Source organism: Gilliamella sp. wkB195 (assembly GCF_001690445.1).
Taxonomy (GTDB): Bacteria; Pseudomonadota; Gammaproteobacteria; order Enterobacterales; family Orbaceae; genus Gilliamella; species Gilliamella apicola_E.
Genome location: NZ_LZGP01000036.1, coordinates 23548 through 38829, shown reverse-complemented (window position 1 = coordinate 38829; position 15282 = coordinate 23548). Strand labels below are relative to the sequence as shown.

Here is a 15282-nt window from a genome sequence, read left to right as displayed (position 1 = left end):
TGAATAAATAAGTATTATATAGTCAGGTATTTGATTCTTTAATATAATTAATTATCTAATAAAATTAACAAGATTAAATGTTTAACCGATTTAAAATATATTAATGTAAAATATTTACAATTGTTTTTCATTTAATCCGTTCAATTTAATCGGTAAATGATACAATAGCGCCTTGATTTTGTATTAGTCCATAGTTTAGGAATAAATTTGATGAAAAATGACATCCACCAGCAACGTATTTTAATTCTTGATTTTGGTTCGCAAGTTACCCAATTAATTGCTCGACGGGTTCGTGAAATAGGTGTTTATTGTGAACTTTGGCCGTGGGATGTGTCGGAAGAAAAAATCAAACAATTTAACCCTAAAGGTATCATTCTATCTGGTGGTCCTGAAAGTACTACTGACCAAAATAGCCCTCGAGCACCAGAATATGTGTTTAATGCTGGCGTGCCCGTGTTAGGTATCTGCTATGGTATGCAAACTATGGCAATTCAAGTAGGTAAGGGGGGACAAGTTACAGCTTCTAATCAACGAGAGTTTGGTTATGCTAAAGTTGATATTGTTGCAAAATCAAAATTAACAGACGGTATTTTAGATAGCACCAATGATGCTGGTATAGAGCAACTTGATGTATGGATGAGTCATGGTGATAAAGTTACTTCATTACCTGACACATTTACCTTAATTGGGCAAACAGAAACTTGTCCATTCGCCATTATGGCCAACGATGAAAAACAGTTTTATGGCGTACAGTTTCATCCAGAGGTCACGCATACGGTTAAAGGATTAGAGTTATTAACGCGTTTTGTTATTGATATTTGTCAGTGTGAAAAGCTATGGACACCGTCTTCTATTATTACTGATGCAATTGCTCGTATAAAAGAAAAAGTCGGTAAAGATAAAGTATTATTAGGTTTATCAGGTGGTGTTGATTCTTCGGTTACTGCATTATTATTACATCAAGCCATTGGTGACCAGTTAACTTGCGTATTTGTTGATCATGGCTTATTACGTTTAAATGAAGCAAAGCAAGTCATGGATATGTTTGGTGATAAATTTGGGTTAAATATTATCGCAATTAATGCCGAAGATCGCTTTATGGCTGCTCTGAAGGGAGAGGCAGATCCTGAAGCTAAACGTAAAATCATTGGTCGTGAATTTGTCGCTGTTTTTGATGAAGAGGCGGCAAAATTAAAAGATGTCAAATGGCTTGCTCAAGGTACTATCTATCCAGATGTCATTGAATCTGCTGCTGCTGATACAGGTAAAGCCCACGTGATTAAATCACATCATAATGTTGGTGGTTTACCTGAAGATATGAAAATGGGGCTAGTAGAACCATTAAGAGAATTATTCAAAGATGAAGTACGTAAAGTTGGTTTAGAACTCGGTTTACCTTATGATATGCTCTACCGTCATCCATTCCCAGGACCAGGTTTAGGGGTGCGTGTTCTTGGTGAAGTGAAAAAAGAGTATTGTGATTTACTACGACAAGCCGATGCTATTTTTATCGAAGAACTTTATAAAGCTGACCTATACCACAAAGTCAGCCAAGCATTTACCGTATTCTTACCAGTACGTTCAGTTGGAGTAATGGGAGACGGACGTAAGTACGATTGGGTTGTCTCATTACGTGCTGTTGAAACTATCGACTTCATGACCGCTCACTGGGCACATTTACCTTACGAATTCTTAGGGCGTGTATCAAATCGTATTATCAACGAAGTCAATGGGATATCACGAGTTGTATATGATATAAGTGGAAAACCGCCTGCGACGATTGAGTGGGAATAATAGCAACCACATAACCTTTCTATCTTAAGCCTTGTTTATCAAGGCTTTTTTATATCACTGGTATTTTATAATAATTGTTTTAAGGCTTATGATATAAACTTAAAAACTTGGTATTCATTGGTTGAGCGTATTCGATTAATAAAAATAAATACCTTAATTGTATTAATTAAGAAAAATATCTTTTCATGAATCTTATATAAATCAAAAATAACAGAAAAGTGATGCTTACTTTAATCGATATAATATTTGGTTTTTTCAAAACGATTGATAAAGTGCTTCCAAAACCATAGTGCGATCCGTCTTTGCTTTTTGTCTTTTTTAAATAATTTTTTTCTGTACTCTGAACGTTGTTTGATTTGGTGTATTCGCTCATTATGGATTGATGAGTTTAGTGAACATACATCATTACTTGTTATTAACGCCGGTAAAGTAGCATACAATTTAATATTGGCACATAATTTAAAAACTTTGAACATATCCGCTTCATAACGAATAGGAAATAAGAATTTTATTAGTTTTTTTGCAGCGTCATTAGTAATGATATAACCGTTGGCTCTCACGGCGCGAGTAATTTCAACAAGTTCGAAATTATTTAATTTATATTTTTTATTAATCAGATAATGGAAGTCGGCGGTTAATAAAAAAATGCCTTTTTTGGTATTTTTCGTTTCAAAGCTGTTTAAAAAATCAGGAAGATTGTTAGATAGGACTGAATCATCTTCAAGAATCAAAGCATAAGGTAGATTTTCATCAACAATTTTTTTATAGATATTAAAATGGCTAAGTGCACAGCCAATCTCACCTTTAGTTAAAAAATTATTTGGATAATCAAGAACATTATTTTTAATGAATGATTCTGTCAGTTTACTTCCATCGACTGCATTATAAATTTCAAAATCAAGCTTTAATCTTTGACACTCTTGTTGTATATATTGTTTTTTTTGGGGTTCTCTTTCTAAATTTATTACAAATGTTTTCATTTTTTCAGTTTTTTATGATTTTTTTGAAGTATAGCATGTCAATTACAACATAAAAACCTTTAAAAACTTATTGCTAAATGATCTACAAAAATGACTAACTTAAGTATATACTTCTTTTTATATAGGTTTCTTCGCTATTGATAAAAGCGGATAAAGCTAATTTAAGTTATTACCTCATTTGAGAAATTAAGGACCGTTAAGTATGATTTTAGGTAATGTTAATCATTTGGATTTAATTCCTTATTTGCCTACCAAGATTAAACAATCAATTGAATATGTAAAAGACAACGTTAATAGCAATACACCAGCTGGTCGTTATGATATTGACAGCGATAATATGTTTTTTATGGTTTCTGACAATTCATTAAGATATATTCACGAAGCGAATCCTGAGTACCATAAAAAATATATTGATGTGCAAATTGTTTTAGATGGTCAAGAAGGAATGGCTGTTTCCACTCTACCTCCTCATACACAAGTATTAGAAGATAAAATAGCAGATAATGATATCGCTTTTATCAAAACACCTAACGAAGAAACTATGTTAGTATTACAGAAAGACGATTTTATTGTATTTTTACCTAATGAAGTACATAAACCGCTTTGTGCTGTCGATAATAAGATTGCAACGGTTCGTAAAGTTGTGGTAAAAATCGCATTAGATTATTTATAAATAGAAGTAAGGATTTTAGGTAGCACTATGACAACAAAAATCGCTGTTATTGGCGAATGTATGATTGAACTTTCAATAAAACAAGATTCAACAACCCGTAGCTTTGGGGGAGATACTCTTAACACGTCGGTTTATTTATCTCGTTTATTAAAAAATAAAGATTTTTCGATTCATTATGTGACTGGTTTAGGAACAGATCCTTTCAGTCAAGAGATGCTTGATAGCTGGCAAAAAGAGCATATTTCAACTGATTTGGTACAAAGAATGTCTGATAAAATGCCAGGACTTTATTCTATTGTGACTGATGAACAGGGTGAGCGTTCTTTCTATTATTGGCGTAATGATGCAGCTGCTAAATTTTGGTTAAAAACAGCTGAAACAGCAAAAATTGCTGAGCAAATTGCTAAATACGATTATGTCTATCTAAGTGGTATCAGTATTGCAATTTTAGATGCGGAAAGTATTATCAAATTATTAGATCTATTAAAACAAGTTAAAGCCAATGGTGGTAAAGTGATTTTTGATAATAACTTTAGACCACGTTTATGGAGTAGCTTGGATTTAGCTCGAAGTGTCTATTCTGATATTTTATCATTTACTGATATTGCGTTTTTAACTTTAGATGATGAAGACTTATTATGGGGCAAGTTACCGTACGAACAAGTAATTGAACGAACTAAAAAGTTTGGTGTTTCTGAAGTGGTCATTAAACGTGGTAGCGATAGTTGTATTATTGATTCTGTGGAAGGGCGTTTTGACGTTCCAGCAAATAAAATCGCTAAAGAAGATGTTATTGATACCACGGCAGCTGGAGATTCATTTAGTGCGGGTTATTTAGCTGCACGTTTAAGTGGTAAAAATCCTTCACAATCAGCAAGCCAAGGTCACCTAGTTGCCGGTACCGTGATTCAGTATCGAGGTGCTATTATTCCTTTGGATGCTACGCCAAAACTAATTGAAGGTTAGTAAATAAAACGGTCAGTAATGACCGTTTTTTATAACAGAATAATTTGGCTCTAAAAATATTTAATATCGATTTTTAGGCAAAATAGATTACGGTAGTATTGCAAAAGAGCGTACTGGAAAACCCGAAGCGTTATTTGGTTTGGCTACAATATTAAAGATAACCGCGCCTTTGGTTGGCAATTGATCTAAATTTGTCATTAATTCTACTTGATAAGTATCTTGCTCTAAAACATAGTATTCGCCTTTTAGTGCATTATTTTCTCGAAATGCTTTCGCTGAATCGGTATCAAAAGTTTCGTGGCCAATCGCTTTAATCTTTCGTTCTTCAAATAAAAATTTTAATGCATCAAGTCCCCAGCCAGGAATTTGATTGTTTCCATCCTCATCTTTATTTTCCATTGCAGATTGTGATGGCCATTTCTTACTCCAGTCTGTTCTCAGTGCAACAAAACTACCCGCTTCAATTTGCCCATGTTGCTTTTCAAAAGCTAATACGTCATCTTTAGAAAAAGAAAAATTGGGATCTTCTTTTGCTCGTATAGATTGGTCAATTACGATTAGAGGTAATGCTAATTCCTGTAATTCAAGTTCATGCAAATAACGAGTATTAGGAACAAAATGAATTGGCGCATCTAAATGAGTACCATATTGACCAGCAAAACTAAAGTTTTGCGCTAAAAAGCCATCACTGTGGTCAAATAGTGTTTTTATTTCAGCCGGTTTAAACATAAAAAAATGGGGCGAATTGTGATCAAATGCATGAGTCAAATCTATCCATTTTTTCGATTTTAATAAATTTAATGCTTGTAAAACGTCGTTATTCAAAATTATTCCTTATATCAAAAAAGTGTATCAATGATTTATTGTAAGATGATTAAATTCAAGAAACCAATAATTTAGAGTTATAGAAATATAACTTTTAGTTCTAATCTATTTTGAAAAAAAGTTGAGGAACGGGGTTTTTGAGGGGTAAAAATGCTTAATTTGTGCTATTTAATTGACAATTTTGGCTTATATTATTGAATTTCTGCTAATAGACCCTATTGAGCTATATAGTTGTATATTTAATCACTTGATACTGGTATAATATACAGTTAATTTTATTTATCTAAAAACACACATAAGAAGAGATCTATGTCAATTAAAGATATCGATATTCGTGGTGCAAGAACACACAATTTAAAAAATATAAATGTAGTTATACCAAGAGATAAATTGGTTGTTATCACCGGTCTTTCCGGCTCTGGTAAATCATCATTAGCATTTGATACCTTATATGCTGAAGGCCAAAGGCGATATGTTGAGTCATTATCAGCTTATGCTCGTCAATTTTTATCACTAATGGAAAAGCCTGACGTCGATCATATTGAAGGATTATCTCCTGCCATTTCGATTGAGCAAAAATCAACATCGCATAATCCTCGCTCAACAGTGGGAACAATCACTGAGATTTATGACTATTTGCGACTTTTATTTGCTCGAATCGGTGAGCCACGCTGTCCAAATCATAATTTACCCTTAGCTGCGCAAACTGTGTCGCAAATGGTTGATAGTATTATGGCTCTGCCATCTGAAAACCGCTATATGTTGCTTGCGCCGGTTGTTACTGAGCGTAAAGGTGAGTTCGTTAAATTATTTGAACAACTTGCAGCAAGTGGTTATATTCGAGTTCGAGTTGATGGTGATGTTTATGACCTTTCAGATCCACCAATACTTGAGCTTCAGAAAAAACACACAATTGAAGTCGTTGTTGACCGTTTCCGAATTCGGGATGATTTGAAATTACGTTTAGCCGAATCAATCGAAACAGTGCTTTCCATAACTAATGGTATTGTCAAAGTCGCGAATTTAGATGATCCGAAAGCAGAAGAGCATCTATTTTCTGCCAATTTTGCTTGTCCTATATGTGGTTATAGCATTCCAGAACTTGAGCCGCGATTATTCTCATTCAATAATCCTGCTGGTGCATGTCCGGAATGTGACGGTTTAGGTGTACAACAATATTTTGATCCAAAGCGTATTGTTCAAATGCCTGAAGTTTCTTTAGCTGCCGGAGCGATCAAAGGATGGGATAGACGTAATTTCTACTATTTTCAAATGTTAAAATCGCTAGCAAACCATTATAAATTTGATATCGATAAGCCATATGAAAAATTATCTGACAAAGTAAAAGATATTTTATTAAATGGTTCTGGTGATGAAGAAATACAGTTCGTTTATACCAATGATCGTGGTGATGTCGTTAAACGTAATCACCCTTTTGAAGGGATCATCAATAATCTTAGTCGTCGTTATAAAGAAACTGATTCACAAACTATACGTGAAGAGTTAGCTAAATATATCAGTAATCGTCCTTGTCCGTGTTGTGGCGGTTCACGATTATGTAGAACTGCGCGTCATGTGTTTATTAATGATACTAATTTACCAACAATTAGTGATTTAAGCACACAACAAGCCAAAGATTTTTTTGATAAGCTTAATTTAACTGGACAACGAGCGCAGATAGCCGAAAAGATTTTAAAAGAAATTAATGATCGTCTGCAATTTTTAATTAATGTTGGTTTGAATTATTTAACCCTGTCACGTTCGGCTGAAACCTTATCCGGTGGGGAAGCACAACGAATTCGACTGGCTAGTCAGATTGGTGCGGGGCTTGTCGGTGTTATGTATGTTCTCGATGAACCATCCATTGGTTTGCACCAGCGAGATAATAGTCGCTTGATTGATACATTAACTCACTTACGCGATTTAGGTAATACCGTCATTGTTGTTGAACATGATGAAGAAGCGATAATGGCTGCTGATTATGTGATTGATATTGGACCAGGCGCTGGTGTCCATGGTGGTGAAGTTGTTGCTCAAGGTACGCCAAAACAGATTATGGCAAGTAAGAACTCTTTGACTGGTAAATATCTTTCTGGAAAAGAGAAAATTGAGATCCCAGCTAAACGTCATAAAGTTGATAAGAAAAAAATGTTATCATTGATTGGCGCGACAGGAAATAATCTTAAAGATGTCACATTAAACATTCCTGTAGGGCTATTTACTTGTATTACTGGCGTCTCTGGATCAGGTAAATCAACATTAATCAATGACACCTTATATCCATTAGCTCAAAACGAATTAAATGGCGCTGAAAAAACCGAAATTGCACCATTCAAATCAATTAAAGGATTAAACTTTTTTGATAAAGTTATTGCGATAGATCAGAGCCCGATAGGACGGACACCACGATCTAATCCAGCAACTTATACTGGCTTTTTTACATCAATTCGTGAGCTTTATGCAGGGGTACCAGAAGCAAGGGCAAGAGGCTATAATCCTGGACGTTTTAGCTTTAATGTTAAAGGTGGACGTTGTGAAGCTTGCCAAGGTGATGGTTTAATTAAAGTTGAAATGCATTTTTTACCTGATATCTATGTACCTTGTGATCAGTGTCATGGCGCACGATATAATCGAGAAACATTAGAAATCAAATACAAAGGTAAGTCGATTAATGAAATCCTCAACATGACTGTTGAAGAAGGTCGAGAATTTTTTGACGCGGTACCGATGATTTCACGCAAATTACAGACTTTAATTGATGTTGGTCTTGCTTATATTACCATTGGTCAATCAGCAACAACATTATCTGGAGGTGAAGCGCAACGAGTAAAACTTGCAAAAGAGTTATCTAAGCGAGATACTGGTAGCACACTTTATATCCTAGATGAACCAACTACGGGCTTACATTTTGCGGATGTAAAACAATTGCTTGCTCAACTACACTCATTGAGAGATAAAGGCAATACTATTGTAGTTATCGAACATAATTTAGATGTTGTCAAAACTGCCGATTGGATTGTCGATTTAGGTCCAGAAGGCGGTAGTGGCGGTGGAGAAATCATCGCCGAAGGAACACCAGAAGACGTTGCTAAATCGAAAAAATCTTATACTGGTAAATACTTAAAACCATTACTGGAAAAACAAAAGTAGTAAGTATTGTTATATAAATAAAGTTAACCATAGGAGAAGGATTTTGTCATTACAGATTATACTAATGATCATTATTGCTTATCTCTGTGGTTCACTTTCAGGTGCTATGATAATTTGCCATTTGATGAAGTTACATAATCCTTCTTTATATGGTTCTCATAACCCCGGTGCGACAAATGTATTAAGGATTAATGGGCGATTACCTGCTGTTTTTGTATTAATCTTTGATATGTTAAAAGGTGCTATTCCGGTCTATATTGCTTATCGACTTGGAATATCACCTTTCTTTTTGGGTATTATTGGTATTTCGGCTTGTCTTGGACACATTTTTCCATGCTTTTTTCATTTTCGTGGTGGAAAAGGTGTTGCAACTGCGTTAGGAATGATGGCGCCGATTGGACTTGATTTTACAGGTTGTTTTTTGTTGACTTGGTTTTTTACATTAATTACAACGGGTTATTCTTCTGTCGCGGCAATAGTCGGTTTTCTTTTTGCACCTTTATATGTTTGGTTATTTAAACCAGAATTGACATTACCTGTTACAATGCTTTCATGCTTAATCATTATTCGCCATAGTAGCAACATAATGCGCCTATTAAAAGGCGAAGAGCCCAAAAGCTTTTATCGTCGCAGTAAAAAATAATCTAAAACACAACTAAGCTTAATTTTCAGTTACTAATCGTTATTAGTGATATATGAAAGATTAATTATTTTTAAATTAAAGTAATAGAATATTTTTTGTTTTACAGACAATTCAAACAAGGTATTATTATTCATCTTTTAATTATGTGGTTAATTCATGCAAATCAGTCCGTTACTAGAATCACTTATTAGCGCACTTCGCTGCTTACCTGGGGTTGGTCCAAAATCAGCACAACGAATGGCTTATCATCTATTACAACGTAATCGCCAAGCAGGTCTCCATTTGGCTGAAGAGTTAAATGAGGCTATGAATAATATTGGTCATTGCAAACAATGTCGAACCTTTACTGAACAGGAGATCTGCAATATCTGCGCGAATGTCCGTCGACAAAGTAGCGATCAACTCTGTGTGGTTGAATCTCCAGCAGATATTTTTGCTATTGAGCAAACAGGGCAGTATAGTGGTCGTTATTTCGTTTTACTGGGGCATCTGTCACCACTTGATGGTATTGGCCCGAGTGATATTGGTCTCGACCTTTTAAAAAGTAGGTTAAGTTCAGAATCAATTAGTGAAGTTATTTTAGCTACCAATCCCACGGTTGAAGGTGATGCTACAGCCAATTATATCGCCCAAATGTGTAATGAATTTAATATCGTTGCGACTCGCATTGCGCACGGTGTACCAGTGGGTGGAGAGCTTGAAATGGTTGATGGTACGACATTGTCGCATTCATTTGTTGGGCGACAAAAGATAGATTTTTAGCTTTTGATGATTTACCAACAATCAGATTATTAGCTATTAATGGGTATTAAGAAGAAAGAGGAAGAGAAATCTTATGAAATATAAAGCAGTCGCATTTGATATGGACGGTACGTTACTTGGTAGTAATCGTTTAATCCTTCCTGAAACAGTAGATATGATACAAAGAATTAGTGATAAAGGAATTAAAGTCATTTTGGTATCAGGTCGTCATCATACCGTTATTCACCCTTATTACTACCAACTAAAATTATCTACACCTGCGATTTGCTGTAATGGGACCTATTTATACGATTTCGAAAAGCAGCAAAACTTTGCTGCAAAACCAATGACTAAACAACAAGCAAAGACATTGTTAAATTTAGTTAACCAATATGGCATTCATACTATGATTTATACTGATCAGTTTATGAATTATGAAGTTCTTGATGATCATTTAGAAGGTTTCTTTCAATGGGTGAAGTCTTTACCTGAATTTCTACAACCAGAAGTTAAAAAAGTTGATGACTTCGAGAAACTGATTGATCAAGCAAATTTGATTTTCAAATTTGCGACTAGTAGTCATGATATTTCAGCATTAAAACAATTTTCAAATGCGGTTGATGCGCTTGGTGAGTTTTCTTGTGAATGGTCATGGTCAAATCGTGCTGATGTGGCGGTAAAAGGGAATACTAAAGGAAACGGATTAAAGCATTGGGCTGAACATGAAAATATCAAATTAAGTGAAATTGTAGCTTTTGGTGATAGTTACAATGATATCAGTATGTTATCCATAGCAGGATTAGGCATAGCAATGGGTAATGCGGATAAAGAAGTCAAAGAAAAAGCCAATTATTCAATTGGTGATAATAACAGCCCAAGTATTGCTGCTGAACTTGAAAAAATATTTTTAAATTAGAAATATTAATTTTAAGATGGTCTTTGAAATTCTTTATCAAGATAATGATTTAATCGCAATCAACAAGCCAGAAGGGTGGTTAGTACACCGAAGCTGGCTTGATAAAAATGAAACTGTCGTTGTCATGCAAACGTTGCGCGATCAAATCGGACAGCATGTTTATCCCATCCATCGTCTTGATCGACCAACATCAGGTGTATTAATTTTTGCTTTATCTAGTGAGATTGCAAGATTGTTGTCTGAACAATTTGCATCCAAAAAAATAGAAAAAGTTTACCATGCTATTGTACGTGGTTATGTTGATGATGAAGCAATCATTGATTATCCCTTAGTTGAAGAGTTGGATAAAATCGCTGATAAGTTTACACGTAAAGATAAGCCGGCCCAAGATGCTATAACTTTTTATAAAGGTTTGAGTAAAATAGAGTTGCCTATTGAAGTGGGTAAATATAAGACAGCTAGATATAGCTTTGTTGAATTAAAACCACAAACAGGAAGAAAGCACCAATTACGCCGTCATCTTAAACATATTTTTCACCCTATCATAGGTGATAGTAAACATGGTGATCTTCATCAAAATCGAGCTTTTAGTCAATATTTTGATATTAAGCGCCTGATGTTACATGCTAGTACTGTTAAAATGATTCATCCCATTACATCTACCCCTATCACTATTCATGCAAAATTAAGTGATGATTGGTTAACGATATTACAAAATTTTAAATAAGTTTTTTTGGGGTTAAATGTCTTCTAACATTATTAATAGTTTTTGTCATTTAGCATGATAAACATAACATGGCATTATTAATGATGGGCTATATTCTTTATCTCAATTAAATACTTTAAAACAAAATATTTCTGCTTCATATTTCTACAATTTATTTCAAATAGTGATTTTAATTGAAAAAAACGCAATTTTACAATTACGCTTTTAAATTATTAACTGAATGATTAAGCTTCGAGATAAATAGATGCCATTTTTTCGAAATCTTCATCGGTAAAACCAAGTTCTTGCTTAATGTAATTGCTAGGTGAGCCTGCAATTTTTCTCATAGTATCGAAAACCTCATTAATAAAGATTTCTCGGGTATCAATTAAACTTAGTAGATAACCCAAAACGTCTTCATTATCAGTGATTTCTCGATAAGCAGCCATTTTTATTTTATTGCGTTCCAATCGATTATCATGTGTTAGCATATAATCATATATAATATCTGATTCAGATACACCTAACATAACTTGAATTAACAATACACCATAACCCGTCCGATCTTTACCGCCTCGACAGTGTTGAAGGCTAGGGCTGTTATTTGAATCTAAAATTACTCTTAACATTTCTCGATAGGCTTTTTTAGATTTTTCACTTAGTACAAAGTTACGATATTGCTCAAGTACTTGTATACCGTCACCATTAACTAACTCCTTTGGAATATCACGAAGAACACTTTCAATTAATGCCCGATCTTCATTGCTTGGATCAGCTGCAAATTGTGCAGCTAATTCTGCTGTTTGAGCAGAGGCATCCAAATTAAAAGTTTGTTTTTCACCAATTGAACAATTCGGGCTTGTTTTAACCTCATTTTCACAACGATAATCAATGATTGTTTTTATATTCAATGCTTTTATATATTGTTGTGCATCAGGTTTTAGGCCATGAAGATGATTAGAACGATACAACATTCCCCATTTTATACGTTTTCCTTTTGCACCGACATAACCTCCAAAATCACGGAAATTATTTAGTCCATTGATTGGTAATGTTCGTTCGCCAAATAAAAATGGTTTTTGGTCATTTATTTGTAATATGAGATAGATTCGGCTTTTAGCGTTTAATGGATCATCAAATATTACTGGGGATTTTAATGCTTTTCCAATTAGCGTTTTATTATTAGTATTTACATCAGCTTCGGTTGTCCAATATAAATCTGCAGGCTTATCACTATTAAAAGTAACTTCTAATTTTCCTTGCTTATTCCTAATTACTGATATTTCATTATTTTTTTCTAACATAACTTTCTTCCTACCTAGTGTAATATGCCGACTGATGAAAGAACGACTCCAATAACCATTACAGCAATAATGAGCGATACTGTATATTTACCTTGAAATTTCCTAACTAAGAAAAATACAGCTAAGGTAAAAAGAAGCGTTAATAAATTTGGCATTACCTTATCAAACATTTCTTGAACTTTTATTGATTGCTCACCAACTTCAATTAAATAAGGTGTTGATACTTTTACTGTTGAGGCTATTAACGATCCTAGCACCATTACGCCAACGACATTAGCAACGTTACTAATTCGCTGAATAATATTTGAATTTTTAGATTGTTCTATAAGATCAATTCCTTTGTTATATCCATAATGAACAAAGAAATATTTTGTAAAAATGTTGACTAAATTATAGATGAAAAACATTAATATGGGTCCAATGATATTGCCTTGTAACGCAAAAGCTGCGCCAATACTTCCACATATCGGCATCCAAGTAAATTTCAGTAGACTATCACCCAAACCTGCAAACGGGCCCATTAATCCAGCTTTTAACGAAATGACCGCATCTTTTTCTTCTTCCGTTGTTTTCTCTTCGACAGCAGCTGTAACGCCAAGAACTAATGCTCCGGCATTAACTTGCGTATTGAAAAACTCAAAATGGCGTTGCATTGCTCTAACGCGAGTTTCTTTATCGGCGTCCTTATAAAGACGGTCTAGAATTGGAATCATACAGTGAGCAAATCCAATCGTTTGTAATTTTTCATAGTTGAATGAAAAAGGGATTGTTTGTATTTTCCAAAAGACACTATTAAGATCTTTTTTAGTAATTTTCTTTTCATTGTTCATAGGTCATATTCCTCTTCAATACTGTCATTTTGCATAGGTTTTTCTTGATTATTTTGATTATTGTTTTTGCCCGCAGTGAATGCCATGTCATATAAAACAGCAAAGGCAAGTGCAACGAAGGTAACAGGTATGATTGGTAGTTTTAGGTAACTAGTTAAAACAAATCCGAGCAAAAAGAAGAACCACATTGAGCCTTTTAATAACATCAACAATAAAATACAAATACCTACTGCTGGGATTAATTTTGAAGCGACGCCCATACCATCAATTATATTCTTTGGAATAGCGTCTAAAATTGTTTTAATAAGATCACTGCCAAAATAAATTGCTAAAAAGCATGGAACAGCTCTAATTAAAAACCATATAGGTGTTGAAAAATAATGTACTTTAACTAGTCCTTTATAATCTCCATTTTGTATGCTTTTTTCAGCCCATGGATTTAAGAAACAAGCAAATGATCGCCATAGAATAAGTAATTGTTGGCAAAGTATTGAAACGGGTAGGGCTAATGCAACTCCAGTGGCAACGCCACCGCCGGTTGAAATGCCTAATGAAACGCCAATAATTGCACCAGCAACAATATCTGGCGCAGAGTAAGCTCCAACATTTCCAACGCCCATCCACATAAGTTCAAGTGTTGCACCAATGGCTAATCCTTGAACCATATCACCCATGATGATACCTGCTACAGTACCGGTTAATAAAGGCCGACGTAACATTTGAGGCCCGACGTCATCGAGTGAACAAATTCCCGCCCAAATGGCGACAAGAATAGCTTGTGTTAACATGAGTTAACCTCCAAATTATAGAAATAAATGTTTTAATAAATAGTGTTAGCTGAGTAGGGTTTTTAGATCGACAATTGGATCTTTAGGCACCATCTGAATTTCAACTTCAACATTTTTTGCAATGAGATTTCTAAACGCTTGTTCTTCTTCTGGTGTAACAGATACTGCTCTTGATAATTGATGACGACCATCTTGCATTCGCATTCCACCTACATTAAGTTTTTCCAGTGACAATCCACCGTCCACTAATGCGTCAACGTCAATACTATTGGTAAAAAGTAACATTGTTCTTTTTTTGATAGGTGTCTTTTTTAAGATTTCGATAAATTGCTGTACTCCAAAGATCAAAACCTTTAATCCTGGCGGTGCAGACATGGTTAATACTGATTGTTGAACTTTGTCATCAGCAACTTTATCGTTGATGACTAATACTTGCTCGATATCATAGTTTTTCACCCAAGTTGTAATAACTTGTCCATGAATTAATCGGTCATCGATTCGTGCTACATTAATTGGCATTGGTGTTCTCCTTACAATTCATTAACTTCTTCATTTTTAATATTTAGCAGTTGTCTAACGTCTTTACAGCTTTGAGGAAATGCTTCTTCAATGGCTTGTTTGGCATCGTTCAATGTTCCTTCTCGATTGTTTAAAACTTCAAGTAGTACGGGAATATTAAAACCACAAAATAGTAAAACATCGTCATGGGATATCAGTAATTCGCTAGCAAGATTGCAGGGAGTTCCTCCCATAATATCAACCAAAATAATTACTCCATTGCCTTGATTAAGTTTTTTATAACTACTTTGCATTTCTTGTCGTAAGTTATTGATATTGCTATCAACTAAAACTGAAATAATGTGGATACTTTCTTGCTCGCCCATAAGCATCTGTGCACATTCAAGTGCACCCTGAGCAAAAGGGCCATGACTTGCTAAAATGATAGGTAAAGGATTAGACATAAAA

Annotated in this window: 15 protein-coding genes; 8 read left to right on the top strand and 7 right to left on the bottom strand. The window is 34.4% G+C overall.

The window, feature by feature from the left end:
- Window positions 1-210 precede the first annotated feature (210 nt).
- Complete coding sequence (gene guaA, locus A9G08_RS09880; RefSeq protein ID WP_065563541.1) at window positions 211-1794, top strand: glutamine-hydrolyzing GMP synthase; 1584 nt, start codon at window positions 211-213, stop codon at window positions 1792-1794.
- A gap of 230 nt (window positions 1795-2024) precedes the next feature.
- Here the strand turns inward: guaA and A9G08_RS09875 are convergent, their stop codons facing one another.
- Window positions 2025-2774: a glycosyltransferase family 25 protein gene (locus A9G08_RS09875; protein ID WP_065563540.1), complete on the bottom strand. Its 750-nt coding sequence runs from the start codon at window positions 2772-2774 to the stop codon at window positions 2025-2027.
- 202 nt (window positions 2775-2976) lie between these two features.
- Between A9G08_RS09875 and A9G08_RS09870 the strand changes: the two genes are divergently transcribed.
- Both A9G08_RS09870 and A9G08_RS09865 read left to right on the top strand, forming a co-directional pair.
- A complete protein-coding gene (locus A9G08_RS09870; RefSeq protein ID WP_065563539.1) occupies window positions 2977-3447 on the top strand; it encodes a YhcH/YjgK/YiaL family protein in 471 nt (156 codons plus the stop codon).
- 27 nt (window positions 3448-3474) lie between these two features.
- The gene (locus A9G08_RS09865; protein ID WP_065563538.1) at window positions 3475-4413 is read left to right on the top strand and encodes a sugar kinase; all 939 of its coding nucleotides are present in this window, start codon (window positions 3475-3477) and stop codon (window positions 4411-4413) included.
- Window positions 4414-4500: 87 nt separating this feature from the next.
- Here the strand turns inward: A9G08_RS09865 and A9G08_RS09860 are convergent, their stop codons facing one another.
- Window positions 4501-5238, bottom strand: a complete 738-nt coding sequence (locus A9G08_RS09860; RefSeq protein ID WP_065563537.1) for a cyclase family protein — start codon at window positions 5236-5238, stop codon at window positions 4501-4503.
- A 315-nt stretch (window positions 5239-5553) separates the two neighbouring features.
- On the opposite strand from A9G08_RS09860, the gene uvrA reads away from it, so the two are divergent.
- From uvrA to truC, 5 genes are all read left to right on the top strand, one after another.
- Window positions 5554-8388 carry an excinuclease ABC subunit UvrA gene (gene uvrA, locus A9G08_RS09855; RefSeq protein WP_141673968.1) on the top strand — a complete coding sequence of 945 codons (2835 nt, stop codon included), beginning with the start codon at window positions 5554-5556 and terminating at the stop codon, window positions 8386-8388.
- Window positions 8389-8431: 43 nt separating this feature from the next.
- Window positions 8432-9031 (top strand): glycerol-3-phosphate 1-O-acyltransferase PlsY, encoded by a 600-nt coding sequence (plsY, locus tag A9G08_RS09850; protein WP_141673967.1) that lies wholly within the window; start codon window positions 8432-8434, stop codon window positions 9029-9031.
- A gap of 156 nt (window positions 9032-9187) precedes the next feature.
- Window positions 9188-9793, top strand: a complete 606-nt coding sequence (gene recR / locus A9G08_RS09845) for a recombination mediator RecR (protein ID WP_065563534.1) — start codon at window positions 9188-9190, stop codon at window positions 9791-9793.
- Window positions 9794-9866: 73 nt separating this feature from the next.
- A complete protein-coding gene (locus A9G08_RS09840; protein ID WP_065563533.1) occupies window positions 9867-10688 on the top strand; it encodes a pyridoxal phosphatase in 822 nt (273 codons plus the stop codon).
- 16 nt (window positions 10689-10704) lie between these two features.
- Complete coding sequence (gene truC, locus A9G08_RS09835) at window positions 10705-11415, top strand: tRNA pseudouridine(65) synthase TruC (RefSeq protein ID WP_065563532.1); 711 nt, start codon at window positions 10705-10707, stop codon at window positions 11413-11415.
- A gap of 224 nt (window positions 11416-11639) precedes the next feature.
- Here the strand turns inward: truC and A9G08_RS09830 are convergent, their stop codons facing one another.
- The 5 genes from A9G08_RS09830 to A9G08_RS09810 are packed head-to-tail and all read right to left on the bottom strand — an operon-like array spanning window position 11640 to window position 15278.
- The gene (locus tag A9G08_RS09830; protein ID WP_065563531.1) at window positions 11640-12698 is read right to left on the bottom strand and encodes a tyrosine-protein phosphatase; all 1059 of its coding nucleotides are present in this window, start codon (window positions 12696-12698) and stop codon (window positions 11640-11642) included.
- Window positions 12699-12712: 14 nt separating this feature from the next.
- Entirely contained in the window at window positions 12713-13528 is an 816-nt protein-coding gene (locus tag A9G08_RS09825) for a PTS system mannose/fructose/sorbose family transporter subunit IID (RefSeq protein WP_065563530.1), read from the bottom strand.
- Entirely contained in the window at window positions 13525-14316 is a 792-nt protein-coding gene (locus tag A9G08_RS09820) for a PTS mannose/fructose/sorbose/N-acetylgalactosamine transporter subunit IIC (RefSeq protein ID WP_065563529.1), read from the bottom strand. Before A9G08_RS09820 ends, A9G08_RS09825 begins: the two co-directional genes overlap by 4 nt.
- Window positions 14317-14361: 45 nt before the next feature.
- The gene (locus tag A9G08_RS09815) at window positions 14362-14835 is read right to left on the bottom strand and encodes a PTS system mannose/fructose/N-acetylgalactosamine-transporter subunit IIB (RefSeq protein WP_065563528.1); all 474 of its coding nucleotides are present in this window, start codon (window positions 14833-14835) and stop codon (window positions 14362-14364) included.
- Window positions 14836-14846: 11 nt separating this feature from the next.
- Window positions 14847-15278 carry a PTS sugar transporter subunit IIA gene (locus A9G08_RS09810; RefSeq protein ID WP_065563527.1) on the bottom strand — a complete coding sequence of 144 codons (432 nt, stop codon included), beginning with the start codon at window positions 15276-15278 and terminating at the stop codon, window positions 14847-14849.
- Between the last annotated feature and the right edge of the window lie 4 nt (window positions 15279-15282).